Genomic DNA, 21,910 nt, shown 5'->3' with positions numbered 1-21,910 from the left:
ACAGTACGAACATAAAACATGCTCCTATTATACCTTAGTGCGACAAAATTACACTTTTATATCGCTAAATCATTGATTTTATTAGCTTTGTCTTTTTAGAAAAAGTGAGTTGGACAAGTCAGGAAAAATAATCAAAAGCGCGCCTGTCCTTATCCTGGTTTTTATGGATCATAAAGCTTCTTATAACCGCGACAAGGATTTGATGGCTATCGGCGCGTCTATTCAAAATATGCTGCTTCTGGTGCATTATTTAAAATTAGGCGCGTGCTGGCTGGGTGAAATTTTAAACAGGAAAGAAGACGTCCGAAAGTTTTTAAAATTAGAGAAAAATTTGGAGCTTGCCGCTGCCATATCACTGGGTTATCCTGTCAAAAAAAGATTAAGATCAAATAGGAAACCGCTGAGGGACTTGCTGGTAAATTCCCTTGATGAATCAGCCCCTTAGATACCTTCAACTAAATCAGAAAGTTTTATTTCCAAAACCTGCGCGATTTTGTAAAGGGTTAAAATCGAGGCGGCGTTTTTCCCGTTTTCAAGCTGTGAAATCAGACTCGCTGATAATCCCGCGCCTTCAGCCAGGTCTTTTACCATAAGTGATTTTTTCATCCGGTTATTTTTTATATTTTGCCCTATCTGTTTATCTAATCTATTTAAAGGGTCCTCAAACAGTCCGGTTTTTATTACAGCCATTTTTATTACTTTTAAAAGTTCTTCATTTTTAAAAGGTTTTGTTATGTAATCGCTTGCCTGGTCCTTTAAAGCGGCAACTGCTGTTTCAATAGAAGGATACCCTGTTAAAATAATTACTTTTGCATCCGGGTCGATATTCCTTATTTTTTTTAAGACGTCTTCCCCTTTCATTTTTGGCATTATTAAATCCAGTATAATAACATGAAATTTTTCTGAACTTAATATCTTCAACGCGCTTATCCCGTCAAAAGCGCACTTCACCAGGTAACCTTCAAAACTAAGGATTTTCTCTAAATTTTCACATAAATTTTTATCATCATCTATCACCAGTATCTTGATTTTTTGCGTTAATGTTCTCATTTTTAATCTCCTGTTTATTGTATTTTTTACAAACTGCCTTCCCGGCCAGCCAGGGGCAGACTCATTATGAAGGTGGTCCCCTCCTTTTTATTGCTTTGAACCTTAATTGTCCCTCCATGAGATTGTATTATCCCATAAGAGACCGAAAGGCCAAGCCCTGTCCCGCCGGCATCACCGCCTCCAAGGCTTCCCTTTGTCGTAAAAAACGGGTCAAAAACCCTGTCAAGATGCTCTCCCTTAATTATTTCCCCGTCGTTATTAAAATAAACTACCGCATAATTATCCATGCGCCTCGTAATTATCTTCAGGTTCCCGCCCGTTTCCCGCATAGATTGTTTTGCGTTTATTATAATATTTAACAAAACCTGTTGTATTTGCCCGATATTAACAAATGCCGCGAGCGGATGGCTGAATTCCTTTGTAACCTTTATCCCGTTCTTATCCAGGTCCATTTTGATCATGGACAAAACTTCTTCAATTAAAATATTTATGTCCGTTTCTTCTTTTTTATCAACATTTCTTTTTGAAAATGAAAGCAGATTTTTAGCGATCTCACTGCCTTTATCGACACACCACAATGTTTTTGTGAATGCGTCAATTATATCATCTTCTTTCCTGGTTTTATCGGCAAATTCCACAGAACTCCTGATTACGGCTAAAAGATTGTTAAACTCATGAGAAACGCCCGCGGCGAGCTGTCCGATACCGGCCATTCTCTCTGCGAAAATAAGTTTTTCTTCAAGCTGTTTCCTTTCCGTAATATCATTCAACAAAAATAAAATTTCTTTTTCTTCGGTTATTCCCACTATCTTCAGGTTCAGGGATTTTTCTCCTTCCCCGGGGAAACTGTATCTTATTTCCATCTCTTCGGAAACGCCCCCTTTTTGAAAAATTTCAAGCGCTTTTTCCGCGAGCTGGCTGCCTGCAAGGACCTTTTCGCCCAGGATATCCCCAAGGTTTTTACCGGCAATTTCGCGCTTTGACATTCCGAACACATCACTGCACGCCCTGTTGATTGTTTTTATTCTTAACGCGCCGTCACACGCTATCAGCGCCATTGGTATGCTTTCAATTATATTTTCAATGTATTTTTTATCCACAAGCAGCGAGCGGGAAATCCTTAAATCTCTCATCATCTGGTTAAAAACAATCGTCAGGTCCCCGATTTCATCGGATGATTTTACTTCTATTTCATGCGTCATATCTCCTTTTGCAACAAGTTTTATCGCCTCAAGCAGCCTGTCAATGGGTTTAGCGAGCGCCCTGTTCATGATTATCGAAAAAACAACGACACTGCCAATCCCAAAAAATATCGAAAAGATCAAAAACAGCCTCGTAAGGTTTGTGGATCTTATAATCTCCTCGTCTTTTTTCTCTATTTTATTTTGTATGTATTCAACAGCCGCCCATGGTTTTTGGTAGAGGTCGGATGATGTTGTCACCATCATATCTTCCAATTCTTTCGCGGAAGTGCCGCCTTTATGGCCGAGTTTAATCTCATACTGGCAGCCAAGCGCGGCCTGCCTCAAAATTTTCAATCCATGCTCTATTTCTTTTGTAGCGTCGAGTTCTTCCTCATCAACAGATATCTCTTTTATTGTTTTTATTTGTAAAAAAGCGTTATTGATAAGCAGGAGCGCCGGGGATATGACCTCTATTTTCCCTGAACCGTAATTATTAATACTGTCTTTTATGTCACTTGTTACTTTTGACAAATCATACCAGTTTTTTAATTTACGCTGTTCGACGTTTAATATGACTGACAGGTTATCCGAATTCCTTTTAAGGGACATATACGCGATAAGACAACCCACAACATATAATGAAATAAAAATCAGGAAGCCAAGGCTCCTGATATGACGATAGGAAATATTCATTTTGCCACCTTTAAATATTATTTCAATCCGTCTTACAAAGAGATTAACTCAGGGGACGGCTTGCCTATCAGGTTCCCCTGGGCATAATTAATTCCAAGGTTTTTGATAAGTTCAAGCGTTTCTTCTTTTTCAACAAATTCGGCAATTGTTTTAATACCCATTCCCTGCGCCACATCAACAATGGCTTTTACAAATAACTGGTTTTTAGGGCTTTGATACAATCTTTTTATAAATGACCCGTCGATCTTAATATAATCGATAGCCATATCTTTAAGATAAAAAAACGAGCTGAACCCCGACCCGAAATCATCCAGCGCGAAGCGGCACCCCATTGAAATCAATTCATTAATGAACCAGACGGCATTTGTCATGTTTTGCACCGCCACGGTTTCCGTAATTTCAAAAATCAAGTGGTTGGGATTTGTTTTTAATTCGGACATATTGGATTTAAGGAACAAAAGCAAATCTTTATCGCCCAGGTCTTTGCCGGAAAGATTAATATTAAAAAACAAATCCTGCTGTTTTTGTTTCATTAAAACCTGGGTTTTCATGATTTTTCTCGCGACAATCCTGTCTATGGAACCGACAAGGCCGAATTGTTCAGCCACATCAATGAAAAGCCTTGGCAGGAGAACGGCATTTTTCGCCTCTCGAATCCTTACCAGCCCTTCATAATGGCTGATTTTGTTGTTCTTTAAATCTAATATCGGCTGGTACCATACTTCTATACGGTTATTTTTAACCGCGCTTTCAACCGTTTCCTTCAATTTTATTTTGGAATGTATTTTTTCAAGGTCATGGTCCTCCGGGCTGTAAATATGATAACAGTTTTTTCCCTTGTTTTTGGCGCGGTACATTGAAATATCCGACCTGGTAAGAAGCTCTTTTAAGTTTAAACTTTCCTCCATGCAGAAAACAATACCGATGCTTACAGTTAAATGTAAAAGGACATTCGCGAAAACAGCGTTTTCAACACCCTTGCGGATTTCTTCAGCTATGTTTAACGTTTCTTCGCGGTTTATATAGGGATAAAAAACCGCAAATTCATCCCCGCTTATGCGCCCGATTATAAATATTTCTTTTCCTTCGGGATTTAATTTATTTTTTGAATAGTTGTCTAAAACACTTTTTAGTATCCCCGCGATTTTATGAAGGCACTCGTCCCCGATTTTATGGCCGTATGTTTCATTAATGACCCGGAAATAATCTATATTAATTATCATGAAAACACTGGCCTGTTCCTTTCCGGACGATAAAATATTATTCAACAGGCCCATAAAACTTGCCCTGTTGTTCACGCCTGTCATTTCATCATAGGAACTTAAAAACTCTATCTTTTTATCTGAAATCATTTTGTCGGTAATGTCCTCCTGGACCCCGATAAAATGGGTCACTCTTCCTTCACTGTCCTTAATCGGAGAAATAGTGCAATATGCCCAGTATAAATCCCCGTTTTTTTTCTTATTTTTGATTACACCCCGCCATTTTTTATCTTCGTTTACGATATGCAAAAGGTTTTGGTGCCCGTTATCAATTATTTCGCCTAAAATTATTTCAAAATATTCCCCCACTATTTCGTTTTTTAAATACCCTGTAAATTTTTCATACATCGGGTTTACATATTCAACCAGGCCTTTATTATCCGAAAAAAACATGATGTTTGTGGTGCTTTGTTCCATGGCGGCAGACAGCCTTTTTATTTCCTTCTGGGATTTTTTATATTCTGTTATGTCCCTGACAAATAAAAGATATGCTTTTTTCCCTTCCCATTTTGTTTCAACAAAGGATATTTCCCCGGTCCCTGCCCTTCCTTCTTCCATCACAATGTCCACTTCGGTCAGCTTGTTATCTACAACCGGCAGCCCTATATAGTTATCCATCAGGTCATCAATTTTTCTGCCAAAAATATTTTTCGCGGTGGAATTTATGAAGCGTATTACCCCGTTTTTATCGAGAACGATAATGCCGCTTTGGCTCCCTTCCACTATGTTTAAAAAATTCTTATTGCTTTCTTCAATTATTTCCTTGGCCTCTTCAATGTCAGAAATCAGTTTTTTTACCGGCCTCATGTCTCTCGCGACACCAATGATTCCCATAACATTTCCTTCTTTATTCCTCATCACGGAACCGGAAAAATTAACAGGCACGTTATGCCCCGATTTTGTTTTGTAATAGAGGTCGAAATTTTTATGCTTATTAATTCTTTCCAGCCTCGTAAACTTTTCAACTGAATCCGCGGTTATTATATTTTCGTCAATCAGCCTGTTAAGCGATTTTTTCAGCCTGGTTACAAACATCTTTATCTTTTTTTCATCTTCATATGACAATTTTCCTTTTAAATTTTCCCCGTAAACACGCTTGGTTATATGTAAGTATATGGTTTCCTCTCTTTCTTTCAGGGGTACCGCAACAACATTTACCAATTCTTCTTTCCCTGCGGGGTCAAAATGCATGTGCGATTCAACCTGAAGATCATAAACATCCCTTGCTTCCGCGATAGGGCATTTGTTATAAGGGGGACTGCAGATATTATCACTATGGTGCAATATGTTATAGCAATGCCGGCCTATGATATTTTCTTTTCTTAATCCGTTATTTTTTATAAAAAAACTGTTCGCTTCAATGACCTTAAAATCACCGGTTATTAAGCAAGCCTCCTCATCCAGCTCATTAAGAATTTCCTCCTCGGAGAAAATCATAGAAACCGGTTTGTTGATAATTTCCTCCTCGCTGTATTCCAATAATTTTAATGCCGCGTTATTAACTGTCTTTATCATCCCGTCGGGGTTTAGCACAATTAGTGATTCACCCATGTTGGCGATTATAGAATCCATATATTCTTTATCCACAAGCAGTGACCTTGAACCTCTTAAATCCTTGATCATCTGGTTAAAGGCTAAAGATAAATCTGCGATTTCATCAGTGGATTTTATTTCTATTTCGTGCTCCAAATTGCCTTTAGCTACATTTTTAGTCGCCTCCACTAATTTAAAAATAGGCCTGGCAAGTGCCCTGTTCATAATCAACGAAAAAACTACAACGCTTATGATTCCAAAAAATATCGAGAAAATCAAAAAATACCTCATCAGATTTGTGGATTTGAGGATTTCTTTATTGTCTATTTTTATTTTATTGTGTAAAAATTCAATAGCGGCCCAGCACAACTGGGATAAACTGTCCGCCTGGGTAATTATCATTTCTTCCAACTCTTTCGCGGAGGTGCCGCCCTTATGACCGAACTTTACTTCATATTGATAACCGTTCGCCGCCTGCTTCAGGGCCTTTAATCCGTACTCGATTTCTTCTACAGTGGTTATTTCTTCTTCGCTGGCGGTTGAATTTTTTATTTCTTCTATCTGCTTGCGGGCGTTATTGATAAGCAGGAATGCGGGGGAAATAACTTCGCTCCTGCCCGAGCTGTAATCATTGATATTGTCCCTGCAGTCATTAATGATTTTCGACAAATCGTGCCATTTGTCGACCATGTTTTCTTCCGCTTTTAACACGGTTGACAAATTATTTGAATTTTTTTTCAGGGCCACATAAGCAATAACACAGCCTATAACATAAAGTAAAATAAGGATTGAAAAACCGAGGGCCCGGACATACCTGTATGAAATATTCATTGATATTTCCTTCTGGATTACGGTATTTTAATCATGGTAAGGGTAAGTTTTCAGGTCAATTTTCAACCTGTCAATCATCTGATAAAGGGATTCGTAATCCTTATCCGAATTTTCAATAAATTTTATTACGGCAAATTTTTTCAACATTTCTTTGCCTTCCTGGTCTTTATCAAGACTTAACAATAAGGCTTTAAGGCGTTTTTGCAAATCAGGGTCTATATCGGCGCTTACAGCAAGGCCGTTGCTCGGCACCTGTACCGATTCTTCCAGAATGACCATATTTTTTTTGAAATCCGGGTTCTTTTTGCATAATTCATTATAAATATGATTTTTACAGCCGCCGACATCCGCCTCTCCTGTGTAGACGGACCACGCGGCCGCGTCGTGCGAACCGGCAAAATAAATCTTGGATAAATATTTTTCCATATCATTTACCCCGTTTTTACGGAAGTAGTCCAGTTGAAAGATATACCCTGCGGTTGTCGCCCTGGAAACCAGGGACAGCATCTTGTCTTCCATATCTTTCGGCGATTTAATGCCGCTGTCTTTACGGACGAATATATACCCGCTGTAGGTAGATGTGCCGTCAACTTCCACAGGTCTTGCCAGCGGTATTATATTGATTTTCGCGCGTGTTAACACATAACTGAAACTACCGAAAAAACCAGCGTCAACTTCGTGATTCAAAAACGCGTCACATATCTTGCCGTAATTTGATAACACCTCCGCCCTGACATCCAAACCAAGATGTTTAGACAGGTAATCTGTCATATATTTATACCGTTTTCTCTGTTCAAATATATTTCTTTCGGGAATAAGCGCGATTATGAATTTATCCCCTTTTTTGAACTTTTTTGTTTCTCCCGCCGCCAAACCGGATGGAACAATTACGCTGTAGAATACTATTATTATGAAAACCAAAGTGGAATATTTTTTTATTACGGTTTTCATTTTGTTTCGACCTCCATATATTTTTATTACTGTTCAAAAACCAAAAAAAGATTTTCCGATACATCGCCGCACCCGAATAAAGGCTGGCTTAATTTAGGGTCCGGCTTTAAACCTCCTATTTCATAACGGGAAATCCCAAACTGAAACTTCCTGCCTGGCTGCAGACTAAACTGGACATCGTCTTCATTGCCGGTCATAATGGCCCGGCTGAATTCTATTGTCCATATTCCGTTATTCCAGGTCCCTTTTGCTTTAATGTCTTTCCGGCTTTCCGTGGGTTCCTGCAAGATAAACCGCGTGACAACATCGCCCTTGTATGTTACGACCAAATTTGTCCTAAATGCAGCATCCCCTTTGTCCTCGTTTCGCAAAAGGTACATTATTCTTTTTGATTTGCTTTCCAGCTTAACCGCGTTTCTATTTTCCATGGTACTTAGTATGTCGATTTTGTCATCCGCGTAACCAAGCGGGTCGGTCCTGCATGCCTTCCAATACCAGACATCGGCCTTATATATGTTATCAGAGTAAATACTCAGGTCAACGGGTGCTGGTTCCATGTTCCACTTAAAAAGAAAAACGTCTTCCCTGTCATTCCCGATTTCATAAATTTCCGTAGTTTTATTCCATACCCAGCTTTTATGTGTTCTTGATTCGTCTTTATCTGGAAAGGCCGCCATAAAAAATATCTTTTTGCCGGTATGAACGGATTTTAGCGTTACATCGATATTGGCGATATTATCGTGTGTTATGATTGATTTGGCGTTGTCCCACATATTCTCTGCTTTCCCGTCAATCACAGGTTCTGAATTGACCTTCTTCGAAACGATGTGCTGCTCGCCGGAGGAAATACTTGCGAAGGACATTAAGGCAGTCAGAATAAAAATTACTATTTGTTTTTTACTCATTTTTACTCCCGGTTTTTGCCAGGGCAAACCCCGTTGGGAACAAAAACACTTTGTCCCTTGAAATCCCTAACAGGGTAAATCCAAATATGACAAAACTATTTTTTCATTTGAAAAATCCCCGAATATTTTCTTTACCGGAATGGGTGAAATTTTAATTAAAGTGGGGACAATTAAAATTTTGTCCTCTTCCGCCGCCCTGGGGTCTTTTAAAATATCGACAATATTAAGTTCCGCATTGATATTTAATTGTTTTTTAAAAATCTCTTCCAATTTTTCTACCAGGTGTTTTGATTCTTCTTTTTCACCTGATATGTAAAGTCTGAATATATATTTACTCATGTTTTATATTATACCAGGTAATTAAGTATTTGTAAATATAATTTATTATGAATACGTAATCTATTTGACATTACTAAAAATTATTTATATACTGCTGTCTAAAAAATTTTATTAACACTGAATAATATTTAGTATATATAAATATATAGAAGGGTGGAAAAATGGATGAATTCCTTATGAAAAATATCGGTTTGGATTATCGCAAGATTTTTAATCTTATTAATGAAGAAGTTGTGGTTATTGATAACAATTATAAGATTGTGGATGTAAATAATGTTTTCTTGAAACAGATGGGTTACTCTAAAAAGGAGGTGAAATGAAAAAAGAAATCAGTTTAAAAAACACCATAGGAGAAGAAACACTAAGGGAAATTCAGGACTCTTATTTTAAATATCTGGAATCTTCTACCGCGATCTATGAGGCTGACGGCGGTTATGCTTCGGTATTGGTAAGTTCAAAATACTGTGATTTTCTTAACCGGACATCAAGGCAAACCGCGGGCGAAACTGAGGAGCAGGCGTTAAAAAGCGGAAAATGGATATGCCATGAGGACTGCTGGTTTGCCTCGCGGGAGTCCATTAAAAGAGAAAAAACCTGTGAGTTTGAATGTTCCGGCGGAATAAACATATGCGCGGAGCCGATAATTGCCGAAGGCAAAATTATCGGTTCAATTAATGCCGGCATATCAAATCCGCCGGTTGACAGGCAAAAGATTGAGAAAATCGCGGGAAAATATAAAATTGCGCCTGAAAAATTATTAAAAATGGCTGAAGAATACGTTCCCAGGCCGGATTACGTGTTAAAGGCGGCAAGAGAAAGTATTTCAATCGCGGCTAAAACTATCGCAGGGTATTATCTTCTGAAAACATTAACGAAAAAGGTAGAGTATCAAAATAATTTTCTTAACACGATACTTTCTTCTCTGCCTTATCCCTTTTATGTTATCGATGCTAAAAACTACACTGTTAAAATGGCGAATGCCGCCGCCGGGTTCGGCCAATTATCGGAAAAGTCTAAGTGTTATATGTTGACGCATAAGAGAAACACTCCGTGCTCAAATGAACATATATGCCCTTTGGAAGAAGTAAAAAAAACCAGGAAAAAAGTTGTTACGGAGCATATACATTATGATTCTAAAGGAAATCCGGAATACGTCGAGGTTTATGGTTACCCTGTTTTTGATGTTCATGAAAATCTGGTTAAGATGATAGAATATTCTTTTAATATTACTGAACGGAAAAAAACCAGTGAAACGCTTGTTAAATTATCGCGCGCCGTCAAAGAAAGCCCGAGCATATTGATGATTACCGATAAAAACGGGACAGTGGAATATGTAAATCCCAAATTTACTGAAATAACCGGGTATTCGGAAAAAGAAATTATCGGCAGGAACGCCAGCCTGCTTCAGGGCCAGAGCAGGGAAGACACAAACCAAATGTGGAAATTGATCACAAAAGGGAAGGAATGGAAAGGTGAATTTTATAATAAAAAGAAAAATGGAGAATATTACTGGGAATCCGCGTTGATATCATCTATTAAAGATTCGAAAGGAATTATTACTCATTATATTAAAGTGGCGGAAGATGTTACCATACATAAACAAATTGAAGAGAAGATAAAAAAGAGTTATAAAAGCCTTCATAATCTCGTTATGAAAAGCGATATAGCGATGATAGTAACAGATTTAAAAGGAACCGTTATTTTTACCAATCCTCAAGCGGAAACTTTACTGAATAAGCCGTCTGGTAAACTTATTGGGGGTTTGTTCGGAGTTGTCACGAAGGAAAATACCGTGGTCGAAATAGATATTATGCATAATGGAAAACCCGGGGGGATAGCTGAGGTAAATATAATCGCGACTGAGTGGGAAGGAAATCCCGCGAAACTCGTGATGCTGCATGATGTTACCATGCGGAAGGAAGCGGAGAAAAAAGTTCAAAATACTCTTGAAAAGCTGAGAAAAGCTTTTGGTGGAATTATTCAGGTTATATTAACAATGGTTGAAGTAAAAGATCCTTACACTGCGGGGCATCAACAGCGCGTGTCAAACCTCGCGCGCGCGATCGCGGATGAATTAGGCCTTGATAAATCTCACGTTGACGCGGTCCGCGTGGCAGGATTGATTCATGATCTTGGAAAAATCTCACTCCCTTCTGAAATACTCACCAGACCCGGTAAATTAAACGACATTGAATTTCAATTAATACAAACTCATTCACAGGCGGGGTATGACATATTAAAGAAAATTGAATTTCCATGGCCTATCGCGGAAATTGTTTATCAGCATCATGAAAGAATGAACGGGTCAGGGTATCCCCGGGGCATAAAAGGGGACGCGATCCGGATCGAAGCGCATATTCTGGCTGTCGCGGATGTTGTTGAAGCAATGTCTTCTCACCGTCCTTACCGGGCTTCTCTTGGAATTGACATAGCATTGCAGGAAATATTAAAAAATAAAGGAATTTTATATCACAGAGATGTTGTTGACGCTTGTTTAAAGTTGTTCAAAGAGAAGAATTTTCAGTTGTAACGAATAAACCGTATGAGTTTTTTCCGTTTAATGCAGTCGTCTTCAAAATCCATTCCGGCATGATAATCAATACTTAAAATCCACTGTTTCAATATTTTCGCGTCTTTACATATATTCCATTTCGCTAAATAGTTACAAAAAAATCGGGATGTGGTAAAATTGTAACCAAAGATAAAATAAAATTCTCGTAAAACATGGATAAAATAAAATTATTAGCCGGGACACCGTTATTTCATAAGCTCAGACGGGAGGAGCTTGAGTTAATTGTTTCCGCCACTGAAGAACTTGTTATCAAAAAAGGAGATTATGTTTACCGCCAGGGTGAGATGGGGCATGCCTTTTATGTGATAGTCAGCGGCAAAGTTGATCTTATTGTGAAGCATGATGACGGGGGTATAAGCACCATGGGACATTTGTCCGCCGGGGACCATTTTGGCGAAATTTCCCTTTTAACCGGCAGTCCCCGTTCACGCAGTGTAAAAGCCTCCGAAGACCTTGTCTTGCTTTCGCTTGAAAAAATAGCGTTTGACGACATACTTCTCGAACATCCCCGTATTCACCGCCTGCTTGATGAAGCGCTTGCTGAAAAATTGCGCCGGGCGTCGAAAAATCAGGCGGATATCGCTCACCGCGCGGAAGAATCCGGCCAGGCCGGTATCAGGGAAAAAAAACGTGAATTGTCATTTTTGAACCAGTTAAACACCCTTGCCGCGTCCAATCTTTCTTTTGAGGATATTAAAGAAAAGGTTATTGAACTTGTATCAGCTGATTTTAACGCTGATATTTGCGAGCTTTATCTCGGGACACGGGTACGCCTTAAGAAATCCGATAAAAAAGAATACCTTAAAGAATCGTCTCCTCTTTATCAGGTAATGCGGTCAGAAAAAGTTGTTTGTTTTAATAAAACGGACATCAGGGAATTCGGAAACGATTATGGAAAATATGATGCCGCGCTCGCCGTCCCTTTTATCTCCGCGGGTGACAGTAACCCTTTCGGCATGCTTGTAATATACGCGTTTGAAACCGGGACCTTCGGCCCTGGTGATGAAAAACTTTTGGGTTTCCTCGCGCCGCATATAGCCCAGCTTTTAAAAAATATACAATTTTACCAGGAGGCCCGGCGCCAGCGCGATGAGCTTGAGGCGCTTTCTCAGATCGGAAAAGAGCTTAATGCTTCTTACGACCTGCCGCGCCTGCTGTATAAAATCGTGAGCCTGACCGCGTCCCTCATGAAAGTCGGCGGTGTTATTTTAAGACTGAAGGATGAACGGGAAGGTATTTTGCGCATTAAATCTTATTACGGCATTACTGATGAAGTCGCCCACACTGTAACACAGAAGATCGGTGAAGGCGTGGCCGGCAAAGTAGCCGGGGAAGGAAAACCCGTTATTATAAATGACGCGGCGAAAGACCCGCGTTTCGCGCATAATATCCCGGGAGACATCCGTTCTGTCTTGTGTGTCCCTCTTTTTATGAAGGGGAACGTTATCGGGACCATGTCCGTGTATGATAAAAAATCCGAAGAAGAATGGCAGCCCTTTACGGATGATGACCAGAGGCTCCTGGATACTATAGCAAGCCAGGCCTCTATCGCGATTGAAAATGCCCGTGTTTTCAGCGACAGGGCGGGTAAAGTCAGCGTGAAAGAGGACCTTGTAAAAGCCGGGGATTTTGTCGGTGAGTCATACCAGGCTAACCAGATAAGGGCCGCGATAGCCGAATTCGCCGCCAATTTACGTCCTGTGCTTTTGACAGGCGAAGCGGGTACCGGCAAAAGACTGGCCGCGAAACAGATACATCTCGACTGCCCCCATCGCGACGGCCCGTATATTGAGGTGGATGCCAGGCGTTTCGACCCGCGTCTCTGGGGAGGGGAATTATTCGGCTATGAAAAAGATTCTTTTTCTTTCGCGCCGGTCCGCCGGCTTGGTTATATAGAGCAGTTTAAAGGAGGCACAATAGCCCTCTCCCATATAGAAGGCCTTGAGAAAAGCGTGCAGCTTAAACTTTTAGAAACAATAAAGACCGGGTATTTCCAGCCTTTCGGGGGAAAAAGAAAAGTTCTTCTTGCCGCGCGTTTGATTTTTCTTGTTGACGGCGATGTTAAATCTTTGGTAAATTCCGGAAATTTTAACCGTGATTTTTACAATGTATTGGCTGAACAATCGTTTGAACTGCCGCCTCTTAGAAGCCGGAAGCGGGATATCCCGGCCCTGGCCCAATATTATTTGGAATATTTCGGCAGGAAAAATTTCAAAGAGATAAAAAGTATTTCCCCTGACGCGCTGGGAGTACTTATGAATTATGACTGGCCGGGCAACCTGACGGAAATATCCAATGTTATCGAGCGCGCAGTAATATTAAGCGATACGGGAGAGATACTCTCGGAACAAATCTTTCTCGGGCTTCCAAGGACTGAAGGAAAATTCAGTTATAACCTGCTTCGTTTTGATAAAGCGCGGCAATTTTTCACAAGCCCGTATTTCCCGATTCTCCCGAGGATAATAATCAGCATGATTTTTTACGCGGGTATTCTTTTTTTATTTTTCGGGCCGGGCGACCCAAGGTTTAACATAGGCCTTGTAATTGTGTGGGTTTACGGCTGGGCGTTCCTTTTTTTCTCCAATTTTTTTCTTTCCCGTATATGGTGCAGTATTTGTTCCCTTTCACTGCCGGGGCTTTTAGCGCAGAATTTTTTTCGCCCCAAACGCAAGGTGCCGCATTTTATCGTGAAAAATACCGGGTGGATCATGACAGTATCCTGCATCCTGGTTTTATGGCTTGAACTTGTATGGAACGCTTATGAACACCCGCAGTTCATGGGCTTTATTCTCCTTGCAATTATCATGGGTTCGCTTATATTCAGCGTGTTTTACGAGCGCGGCGCGTGGTGCCGTTATCTCTGTTCTCTCGGCGCGGTAAATGCGATATTTTCGATGTCTTCTCTCGTGGAGCTCCGGGCCAACCGGGACCTTTGCACTAACCGCTGCCGCACGCACGCCTGCTATAAAGGCAGTGGCAAGTCCCCCGGATGCCCGATGTACGGCCATCCCTTTATGATAGACAATAACCGCGACTGCACCCTCTGCGGAAACTGTATTAAAAATTGCGAAAACCAGTCTATTCAGCTTAACCTGCGGGTCATCCCGGATGAGCTCTGGACTATCCGCAATTTCCGTTTAGCGGACAGTTTCCTGATAATTTCCCTCGGCGCAAGTTTTTTCTTCTATGTTTATTATAATGACTTCCATAGTTTCGTTCATAGGATCCACGTTAAATATTTTCTAGACAGTGTCCTGCCTGAAAAGCTTGTTACCAACATTTTATTTTTTTCCGCGATTATTATTTTATGGCTTTTGTATAATTTAATGTGTTATTTTCAAGCTAAACGCGGGCCATCAGGTTTTACAGATAACAGGGCCGCCGTTTCCTACGGCCTTATCCCGGTTATCCTCGGCGGCTACATGGCACATTACCTCGAGGTTTTCGCGGCCGGGGCCTTGCTTCTTTTTTCAGGGATACTTTCGATTTTCGGGTACAGGAAGGATTTCTCGGGTTTACGCGTTCTTTCCACGGGGGCGACCTCGACTCTCCAGGCAATTATCGTGTTTCTCGCTTTATGCCTGTCCCTCCTTGTCACTTATAAAATAATCGAGCGCTTAAACGGCAGGGAAGAAAAATCTTTTACTAAATTTATTCTCCCGCTCGGGTTCGTTTTTACATTCGGGGTGATTGTGCTTTTTGTGGTGTAAGGTTGGTAGCTTTAACTATCATAATTTTTAATGTTCACTTTTTACATTTGTTCATTATTCAGTGAACATTATATTACATCCTCACAGGAATCCCTTTTTTCGCGAGGTATTCTTTTGCCTGGCGGATGGTAAATTCGCGGTAGTGGAAAATCGACGCGGCGAGGACCGCGTCCGCTTTGCCTTTTTTAAAGGCGTCATAAAGATGTTCGAGATTCCCAGCCCCGCCTGAGGCGATAACCGGAATATTCACGGCCTCCGAAACCGCGCGGGTAAGTTCAAGGTCATAGCCGTTTTTCGTCCCGTCGCAGTCCATGCTTGTCAGAAGAATTTCGCCGGCGCCCAATTTTTCAACCTTTTTCGCCCAGCCTATAACATCCAATCCTGTCGGCGTTCTTCCGCCGTGCGTGTATACCTCCCATTCCTCACTTTTAACTTTTGACTTTTGACTTTTAACTTTCTTTTTCGCGTCAATCGCCACGACAATACACTGCCCGCCAAAATGTTTCGCGCCTTCTGAAACTAAATGAGGATTATTTACCGCCGCCGTATTCAGAGAAATTTTATCGGCACCGGATGCCAGGAGCCTCCGGATATCTTCAACTGTTCTTATCCCGCCGCCGACCGTCAAAGGCATGAACACCATTTCCGCGGTTCTTTTTACTACATCAAGAATAATATTTCTTTTTTCGTGTGAAGCCGTTATATCAAGAAAAACTACTTCATCAGCGCCTTCTTCTTCATACTTTTTCGCGACCTCAACAGGGTCACCGGCATCCTGTAAATTCAGAAATTTCACGCCCTTGACCACCCTGCCGTCCTTAACGTCAAGACATGGAATAATCCTTTTCGCTAACATCTTTTTCCTATCTTTATTGCTTCCGCAAGGTCTATTTTTCCTGTATAAAGCGCTTTACCGACAATGGCCCCAATCAGCCTTTTATTGTTCAATTCCTTTAATTTTTTGATATCGTTCAAGTCCGATATCCCGCCTGAGGCAATCAGGGATATTTTTGACGATTTTAAAAGAGTTTCAATAGAATCAAAATTCGGGCCCTCCAGCATACCGTCCCTGCTGATGTCCGTGTAAATAATGGTTTTTATGCCAAGCTCTTCCACTTCATTAATTAAATCGAGCGTTTTTATTTTTGTGAGTTTTTTCCACCCGGAAATGGCAACATTTCCGTTTTTGCTGTCAATACCGACAATAATTTTATCAGGGAAACTTTTTATGGCCTTTTTTAAAAACCTTTTGTTTTTACATACTGAGGTCCCCAATATAACCGAATCAACACCTGCCTGAAGGAGTTCCTCAATTATATCCATATTTCTGATTCCTCCTCCTACCTGAACAGGGATATCAACAGACTTTATAATATTTTTAATAGTTTCAAGGTTTGAAATTTTGCCGTCAAATGCACCATCTAAATCTACCACATGGAGGCGCATGGCACCTTTCGACTGCCACCACCGGGCCATTGAAACCGGTTGTTTGCTGTAAACCGTCTGGCGGTTTGGGTCCCCCTGGATGAGGCGCACGCATTGCCCGTGCCTTAAATCAATTGCTGGAATAATCAGCATTTTCTCCCCCCCCTCAAATTAACCTGCTGAATTTATTCAAAAATTCCAATCCTATTTTCTGGCTTTTTTCAGGATGAAACTGGCAGGCAATTAAATTTTCCCTGTAAATACCCGATACAAAACTTTTCCCGTAAAAAGTACGGCTTAGAATTACCTTTTTATCCTCCGGCTCGCAGTAATATGAGTGAACAAAATACACAAAGGCCTTTTTGGGGAAATCTTTTAAAAAATCCGGCCTTTTGGATAATTCTATTTCATTCCACCCCATGTGCGGAATTTTCAATTTGCCGGAAAACCGCTGGACTTTTCCGCGCACGATACCCAGCCCTTTTGATAAACCGAACTCATCGCTTTCCTCAAAAAGAATCTGCATGCCGAGGCAGATTCCCAAAAAAGGCTTTCCGGATTTCACGCCGTTCTTAACCGTTTCAACCAGGCCCCGTTTTTCAAGTTCCTCCATTGCTTTCGGGAAAGCCCCCACACCCGGCAAAATTACAGATGAGGCGTTTCTGATTTTATTTTTTTTGTCAGTGACTTCCGCGCGGTAACCCAGAAATTCCAAAGCCTTCTGGATGCTCCTGAGGTTTCCCATGCCGTAATCGATAATCGCGATATATTTCATAATAAATTTAGTTGTAGGGGCGGGGTTACCCCGCCCCTGCTGTATTTACAATTTTCCTTTCGTCGAAGGCACCATCTTTATACGCGAATCTTTCTGGACCGCGATGCTCAACGCCCTGCCAAAAGCTTTAAAAACGGCCTCTATAATATGATGTAAATCATCGCCGTATTCCAGCCGTATATGAAGTGTAACACCGGCATTATTGCAAAAACTTTGGAAAAATTCTTTAGTCAGCCTGTAATCAAACGTCCCTATCTTATCTGTTTCCTCTTTGCCTTTATACGGCAGTTTTTTGGGATTAACATCATAAACAAGATAAGGCCTGCCGCTAATGTCCAGAACTACTTTTACCAGTGTTTCATCCATCGGCACACACGCCTCACCATAGCGTTTTATGCCTTTTTTATCTCCAAGCGCGTCTTTCACGGCCTCCCCGAGGCAAATACCAAGGTCTTCTACCAGGTGGTGGTCGCCCAGTTGAATATCCCCCAGCGCCTCAATTTCTAAATCAAATAAACCGTGCCTGGCGAATAATTCCAGCATATGATTGATAAAAGGGACCTGGGTTTTTACTTTATATTTGCCTGTCCCGTCCAGATTCAAAAAAAGTTTTATATTTGTTTCGCTTGTAATACGTTCAACCTCAGCAATCCTTTTTTTCATATTAAACCTCCGGCTTTAATCTTTATTATTTTTAACTGCCGCCGCGATTCCAATTACTGCCTCCGCGTAATATTTACTATGGTTATAGGTGGCTATTACTTTTTTTTCTTCCTCTTCAGATAAATTATTTTTCCACCCATTTTCTTTCAGGTAATTTGCTATACTGGCCATCGCGTCATAGTGGTTGTAAAGGTCAATTTTGCCGTCTGTATCGCCGTCTACGGCATAACGAAAAAAACTGGACGGGATAAATTGGGCAAGGCCGAACGCCCCCGATATCGAACCTTTTATCTGGAAAGGGTCAATATTATTATTTTTTATATACTTTAAAAATAATTTCAATTCACTATACGCCCAGTCGGATTTTTTTCTGACCCTCTGAGCGACAATTTCCCGGGAAAGCTTCTTTTCATCAGTCAGCATAGCGTCCTTCTGGTATCTTTGATAAATATTATCTATCGCCTCGTCAGTATTTGAAACAGCCATGCTTGAATAAGTATTCATCACCCTGTATTTCCCGATATATGAACCAAGTTTCGATTCAATCATAAGTATAGAACAAATTATCCCGGCAGGCACATTATATTTTTCATAAATTTTAGCCAGAAATTTATTGTTTTCTGAAATATAGTCCCTGACCTTTTCAGTGACTGAATCCTCATTGTATTGAAGATAATTAGAACCATTCACCGTTTGTTTTACATTTATAGTAATTATGTGAGGAATAAATTCCAATTTATCATGGCTGTAAACTTTTTTTATAAATTCAAGGTCAAACCCGTCTTTAACCAAATTTTGTTTTAATCCTTCAAATACATTTGATTCTGAGAAAACAAAATGCAGATTAAAAATAAAAACAATTGATATTAAACATATTATTTTTTTAGGCATGATTATTAATTAATAAAAAGAATAACAAAATAAGGTTGTTTTGTCAATAATCTAATGCCTTTCGACTTTTATCCGAATACCCTGGACAATCCCGACCAGATATAGAAGAAAAAGACGCGGAGAAATTTCGGGGCGCGGACATTGAATATCATAATGGACCATTCGAGGTCTTTCATATTGCACGTGGTTGAACGGCTGTACTTGTCCATCTGCCGTTTCATGCCCTGGAGCCTTCTGTTTTTTTCAGTTTCGTCTCTTATGGCCAATACCTTATCAATTTCCCTGGAGAACGCCTGTGCCTCCAGTATCTTCTCCTCTTGTTTTTTTGCTTCTTTAGGATTTAATAAATCGTGTTTCAGTTTTATCCTGTTCATCCCGAGCGCCGCCCGGTATGAACAATCCACTATATCGTCTCTCGAGAGCCACCTGGTTTCATAATTCAGGATATATTTCCAGCTCGGTTGTAAAAGGGCCCGCCTGTGTTCTTCAAGGGTGCGGTAAAAAAGTTTGTAACCGTGCGCCTCGGGATTTTCAAATACCCTTGAACCCGGGTCAAGGAAAGGTGAAAGCGGCGATATATATACTGAAAGTTTTTTGGATTTCGCGAATTTTCCAAGCAGATAATCGCAGTATTCGACCGTTTCCATTACAGACTCCCTGGTTTGCTCCGGGAGGCCTATCATAAAGAAAAGGTCAATCCTGCCGACGCCAAGTTCAACTGCGGTTTCAATCATATCTTCCGTTTCCCTGTTCGTGAAATGCCGGCCGAAAGAACTACGCACCCGCTCGTCATGTGACTCGGGCGAAAGCAATATATTAAAACGAGGTATCGCCTCGCTGATATGAACGAGCTCCTCCCTTGTGGGAGGAAGCGACACTTCAAAAATAATCTGGTTGGAAATTTTCATTTTTTTAAATTCTTCAAGAAGTTCATAGCTGTAATCCTTCCCGTTTAAAAATAAATCCCCGATTAAAAGTAACGGTCCGTTAATAAAATGCGCCAGGTTTTTTATTTCCTCACAGATGTTTTTTGGCGTCCGGTAAACCGCTTTCTGTCTCCCGCAGTGTTCCCTGTAAAAATCGTTGGATCCGCCGCAGACATTGCAGTTATAGTTACATCCGCGGCTCAGGACAATGGCCGTGACAGGATAATCGACCCATGAAGTAAACGGCAGGTAACCGGACAAGTCCAAATCTCTTAACGCGGAAAAGAAAATATTTTTGTAATCGATTTGTATATTTTCAAGCGTCCCGGGAATATAATTAAATTCGTTGTAAACCGTTTCTCCCTGTTTATTTCTCCAGCAGAGATTGGATATTTGGCCGAAATCTCCGCCGTTTTTCAATGTATTGATGAGCATTTCCATAAGAGGTTCTGTTGAATCTCCGCGGAAACAATAATCAATGAAAGGATATGTCATCAATTCCTTATGGAAATAAGTGGCTGAGATACCGCCGAAAACTATTTTTGAATCCGGGTGTATTTTTTTTACGAGTTTAGCCACTTCGACGCTTCCATGCGCGTGACACAGCCAGTGAAGGTCAATGCCAAATACCCGGCTTTTGATTGTGCCCAATAATTTCTCCACATCCAGTTCCGGGGCAAGAAGCATCTTTACGGCAAGATTGAGGATTCTCACCCGCATACCTTTATTTTTAAGGTGTCGGGCGATAGAACCAAACCCGATCGGGTAAATTTCAAAAATAGAACTGGAAGGCACCACATCGCTTATAGGACCGAACATTATTGATGTTTTACGGAAATCATATACCGCGGGAGCGTGCAAAAGGACGAGGTCATATTTGTAATCATCCGGGGCCATATTTTTATTATATGATTATTTAACCCGCTGTCAATAAAATTTTCTTCTTCCATTGAAGCTTGCCAGCCGTTTGATTATAGCTTATAATACTTCTAATATTTATGACCATTATGTTCAATCAAAATATCGGGAACAAAATAATCACATTGTCCCATGGAAGCGGTGGAAGGGCCACCCATCGTTTAATCGGAGAAATTTTTAAAAAATATTTTTCCAATCCGATACTTGACCGTTTTGAGGACTCCGCTTTATTGCCGGGAGAAAAAGGCGAAGTCCTTTTCACCACAGATTCTTTTGTGGTTTCGCCGATATTTTTCCCGGGGGGTGATATCGGGAAATTGTCCGTATGCGGCACTGTAAACGACTTAACCTGTATGGGAGCGGTACCAAAATATATAAGCGTATCTTTCATTATCGAAGAAGGTTTCAAAATCCCTGACCTTGAAAAAATCTGTGTCTCTATAAAAAATGCCGCTAACGAGGCAAGAGTCAGGATCGTGACCGGCGACACCAAGGTTGTCGGCAGGGGGCAGTGCGACAGGATTTTTATTACAACTTCCGGCATAGGTTTCCGGGACACTAAAAATAATATCTCAATTTATAATGTAAAAGCTAATGATAATATAATTATTAACGGGCCGGTCGGTGACCACGGCCTCGCGATTTTAAACGCCCGGCAGGACATGAAATTCAAAGGCGGAATATCGAGCGATTGCGCGCCGTTAAATAATATGATACGCGGCTGTCTCGGCAAAGGATGCGAAATTCGCGCCATGCGCGACGCGACCCGCGGGGGCCTGGCCACAGTTTTAAACGAAATATGCGAGGCATCCGGGTCCGGCGCCGAGATAGAAGAAAATAAAATCCCGGTAAATAAACCTGTCCGTTCTTTTTGCGAAATACTGGGACTTGATCCTCTTTACCTCGCGAACGAGGGCAAAATGGTCATTATCGTATCCCATAAAGACACCGGCAAATGCCTGGAAATCCTAAAAAAACATAAATATGGAAAACATTCGGCTGTAATAGGAAAAATAACAAAAGGGGCTGGCGTGTTTCTAAAAACTTCCATCGGCGGTAAAAGGCCGCTTATCACGCCTGAAGGTGACCAATTGCCGAGGATTTGTTAAAAGACATTTTGTGCCGATAACGTAGTTCATAAGTCCGAAAGCCTTCTCCTGACTTGTCCAGCTTCCTTTTTCTAAAAAAACAAACCTAATAAAATCAATGAGTTAGCGAGATAAAAGTGTAATTTTGTCGCACTAAGGTATAATAGAAGCATGTTTTATGTTCGTGCTGTTAG

General features: G+C 40.7%; 17 protein-coding genes. 5 read left to right on the top strand and 12 right to left on the bottom strand.

The genetic code is table 11. The annotated features are described in order from the left end of the window. Positions 1 to 109: 109 nt before the first annotated feature. On the top strand, positions 110 to 445 hold the full coding sequence (locus AB1498_11390) for a nitroreductase family protein (GenBank protein ID MEW6088893.1): 336 nt from the start codon (positions 110 to 112) through the stop codon (positions 443 to 445). Here the strand turns inward: AB1498_11390 and AB1498_11385 are convergent. The 6 genes from AB1498_11385 to AB1498_11360 all read right to left on the bottom strand — a co-directional run bounded on the left by AB1498_11385 (position 442) and on the right by AB1498_11360 (position 8,748). Further along, positions 442 to 1,050 carry a response regulator gene (locus tag AB1498_11385; GenBank protein ID MEW6088892.1) on the bottom strand — a complete coding sequence of 203 codons (609 nt, stop codon included), beginning with the start codon at positions 1,048 to 1,050 and terminating at the stop codon, positions 442 to 444. The two genes, AB1498_11390 and AB1498_11385, sit on opposite strands and share 4 nt — an antisense overlap. Positions 1,051 to 1,076: 26 nt before the next feature. After that, positions 1,077 to 2,927 carry an ATP-binding protein gene (locus AB1498_11380; GenBank protein ID MEW6088891.1) on the bottom strand — a complete coding sequence of 617 codons (1,851 nt, stop codon included), beginning with the start codon at positions 2,925 to 2,927 and terminating at the stop codon, positions 1,077 to 1,079. A 32-nt stretch (positions 2,928 to 2,959) separates the two neighbouring features. Continuing rightward, complete coding sequence (locus AB1498_11375) at positions 2,960 to 6,553, bottom strand: EAL domain-containing protein (GenBank protein MEW6088890.1); 3,594 nt, start codon at positions 6,551 to 6,553, stop codon at positions 2,960 to 2,962. Between the two features lie 27 nt (positions 6,554 to 6,580). Continuing rightward, on the bottom strand, positions 6,581 to 7,504 hold the full coding sequence (locus AB1498_11370; protein ID MEW6088889.1) for a phosphate/phosphite/phosphonate ABC transporter substrate-binding protein: 924 nt from the start codon (positions 7,502 to 7,504) through the stop codon (positions 6,581 to 6,583). Between the two features lie 26 nt (positions 7,505 to 7,530). Beyond that, a complete protein-coding gene (locus tag AB1498_11365; protein MEW6088888.1) occupies positions 7,531 to 8,409 on the bottom strand; it encodes an ethylbenzene dehydrogenase-related protein in 879 nt (292 codons plus the stop codon). Between the two features lie 66 nt (positions 8,410 to 8,475). Then, the gene (locus tag AB1498_11360) at positions 8,476 to 8,748 is read right to left on the bottom strand and encodes a circadian clock KaiB family protein (GenBank protein ID MEW6088887.1); all 273 of its coding nucleotides are present in this window, start codon (positions 8,746 to 8,748) and stop codon (positions 8,476 to 8,478) included. Between the two features lie 161 nt (positions 8,749 to 8,909). On the opposite strand from AB1498_11360, the gene AB1498_11355 reads away from it, so the two are divergent. The 3 genes from AB1498_11355 to AB1498_11345 all read left to right on the top strand — a co-directional run bounded on the left by AB1498_11355 (position 8,910) and on the right by AB1498_11345 (position 15,030). Beyond that, the gene (locus AB1498_11355; protein ID MEW6088886.1) at positions 8,910 to 9,068 is read left to right on the top strand and encodes a PAS domain-containing protein; all 159 of its coding nucleotides are present in this window, start codon (positions 8,910 to 8,912) and stop codon (positions 9,066 to 9,068) included. After that, positions 9,065 to 11,278 carry an HD domain-containing phosphohydrolase gene (locus AB1498_11350; protein ID MEW6088885.1) on the top strand — a complete coding sequence of 738 codons (2,214 nt, stop codon included), beginning with the start codon at positions 9,065 to 9,067 and terminating at the stop codon, positions 11,276 to 11,278. The genes AB1498_11355 and AB1498_11350 overlap by 4 nt, the downstream gene beginning before the upstream one ends. A gap of 194 nt (positions 11,279 to 11,472) precedes the next feature. Next, the gene (locus AB1498_11345) at positions 11,473 to 15,030 is read left to right on the top strand and encodes a sigma 54-interacting transcriptional regulator (GenBank protein MEW6088884.1); all 3,558 of its coding nucleotides are present in this window, start codon (positions 11,473 to 11,475) and stop codon (positions 15,028 to 15,030) included. A gap of 73 nt (positions 15,031 to 15,103) precedes the next feature. Here the strand turns inward: AB1498_11345 and hisF are convergent, their stop codons facing one another. The 6 genes from hisF to AB1498_11315 all read right to left on the bottom strand — a co-directional run bounded on the left by hisF (position 15,104) and on the right by AB1498_11315 (position 20,607). Beyond that, positions 15,104 to 15,886 (bottom strand): imidazole glycerol phosphate synthase subunit HisF, encoded by a 783-nt coding sequence (gene hisF, locus AB1498_11340; GenBank protein MEW6088883.1) that lies wholly within the window; start codon positions 15,884 to 15,886, stop codon positions 15,104 to 15,106. Next, positions 15,880 to 16,608 carry a 1-(5-phosphoribosyl)-5-[(5-phosphoribosylamino)methylideneamino]imidazole-4-carboxamide isomerase gene (gene hisA, locus AB1498_11335; protein MEW6088882.1) on the bottom strand — a complete coding sequence of 243 codons (729 nt, stop codon included), beginning with the start codon at positions 16,606 to 16,608 and terminating at the stop codon, positions 15,880 to 15,882. Before hisA ends, hisF begins: the two co-directional genes overlap by 7 nt. A 13-nt stretch (positions 16,609 to 16,621) precedes the next feature. Further along, complete coding sequence (gene hisH, locus AB1498_11330; GenBank protein ID MEW6088881.1) at positions 16,622 to 17,230, bottom strand: imidazole glycerol phosphate synthase subunit HisH; 609 nt, start codon at positions 17,228 to 17,230, stop codon at positions 16,622 to 16,624. A gap of 45 nt (positions 17,231 to 17,275) precedes the next feature. Further along, on the bottom strand, positions 17,276 to 17,893 hold the full coding sequence (gene hisB, locus AB1498_11325; protein ID MEW6088880.1) for an imidazoleglycerol-phosphate dehydratase HisB: 618 nt from the start codon (positions 17,891 to 17,893) through the stop codon (positions 17,276 to 17,278). A 15-nt stretch (positions 17,894 to 17,908) separates the two neighbouring features. Continuing rightward, a complete protein-coding gene (locus AB1498_11320) occupies positions 17,909 to 18,784 on the bottom strand; it encodes a lytic murein transglycosylase (protein ID MEW6088879.1) in 876 nt (291 codons plus the stop codon). 68 nt (positions 18,785 to 18,852) lie between these two features. Continuing rightward, a complete protein-coding gene (locus tag AB1498_11315) occupies positions 18,853 to 20,607 on the bottom strand; it encodes a TIGR04190 family B12-binding domain/radical SAM domain protein (GenBank protein MEW6088878.1) in 1,755 nt (584 codons plus the stop codon). Positions 20,608 to 20,717: 110 nt separating this feature from the next. On the opposite strand from AB1498_11315, the gene hypE reads away from it, so the two are divergent. Continuing rightward, the gene (hypE, locus tag AB1498_11310; GenBank protein ID MEW6088877.1) at positions 20,718 to 21,737 is read left to right on the top strand and encodes a hydrogenase expression/formation protein HypE; all 1,020 of its coding nucleotides are present in this window, start codon (positions 20,718 to 20,720) and stop codon (positions 21,735 to 21,737) included. The last annotated feature ends 173 nt before the right edge of the window (positions 21,738 to 21,910 follow it).

The organism is bacterium, from assembly GCA_040754625.1.
Lineage (GTDB): Bacteria > JACRDZ01 > JAQUKH01 > JAQUKH01 > JAQUKH01 > JAQUKH01.
This window is presented reverse-complemented; position numbering and strand designations above follow the sequence as displayed.

Bases quoted from the DNA above. Each gene is read 5' to 3' on its own strand.
- AB1498_11315 (MEW6088878.1), bottom strand. From the start codon at position 20,607: ATGGCCCCGGATGATTACAAATATGACCTCGTCCTTTTGCACGCTCCC.
- AB1498_11365 (MEW6088888.1), bottom strand. From the start codon at position 8,409: ATGAGTAAAAAACAAATAGTAATTTTTATTCTGACTGCCTTAATGTCC.
- AB1498_11345 (MEW6088884.1), top strand. From the start codon at position 11,473: ATGGATAAAATAAAATTATTAGCCGGGACACCGTTATTTCATAAGCTC.
- AB1498_11370 (MEW6088889.1), bottom strand. From the start codon at position 7,504: ATGAAAACCGTAATAAAAAAATATTCCACTTTGGTTTTCATAATAATA.
- AB1498_11355 (MEW6088886.1), top strand. From the start codon at position 8,910: ATGGATGAATTCCTTATGAAAAATATCGGTTTGGATTATCGCAAGATT.
- AB1498_11375 (MEW6088890.1), bottom strand. From the start codon at position 6,553: ATGAATATTTCATACAGGTATGTCCGGGCCCTCGGTTTTTCAATCCTT.
- AB1498_11320 (MEW6088879.1), bottom strand. From the start codon at position 18,784: ATGCCTAAAAAAATAATATGTTTAATATCAATTGTTTTTATTTTTAAT.
- hisF (MEW6088883.1), bottom strand. From the start codon at position 15,886: ATGTTAGCGAAAAGGATTATTCCATGTCTTGACGTTAAGGACGGCAGG.
- AB1498_11380 (MEW6088891.1), bottom strand. From the start codon at position 2,927: ATGAATATTTCCTATCGTCATATCAGGAGCCTTGGCTTCCTGATTTTT.
- hisA (MEW6088882.1), bottom strand. From the start codon at position 16,608: ATGCTGATTATTCCAGCAATTGATTTAAGGCACGGGCAATGCGTGCGC.
- AB1498_11385 (MEW6088892.1), bottom strand. From the start codon at position 1,050: ATGAGAACATTAACGCAAAAAATCAAGATACTGGTGATAGATGATGAT.
- hisB (MEW6088880.1), bottom strand. From the start codon at position 17,893: ATGAAAAAAAGGATTGCTGAGGTTGAACGTATTACAAGCGAAACAAAT.
- AB1498_11350 (MEW6088885.1), top strand. From the start codon at position 9,065: ATGAAAAAAGAAATCAGTTTAAAAAACACCATAGGAGAAGAAACACTA.
- hypE (MEW6088877.1), top strand. From the start codon at position 20,718: ATGTTCAATCAAAATATCGGGAACAAAATAATCACATTGTCCCATGGA.
- AB1498_11360 (MEW6088887.1), bottom strand. From the start codon at position 8,748: ATGAGTAAATATATATTCAGACTTTACATATCAGGTGAAAAAGAAGAA.
- hisH (MEW6088881.1), bottom strand. From the start codon at position 17,230: ATGAAATATATCGCGATTATCGATTACGGCATGGGAAACCTCAGGAGC.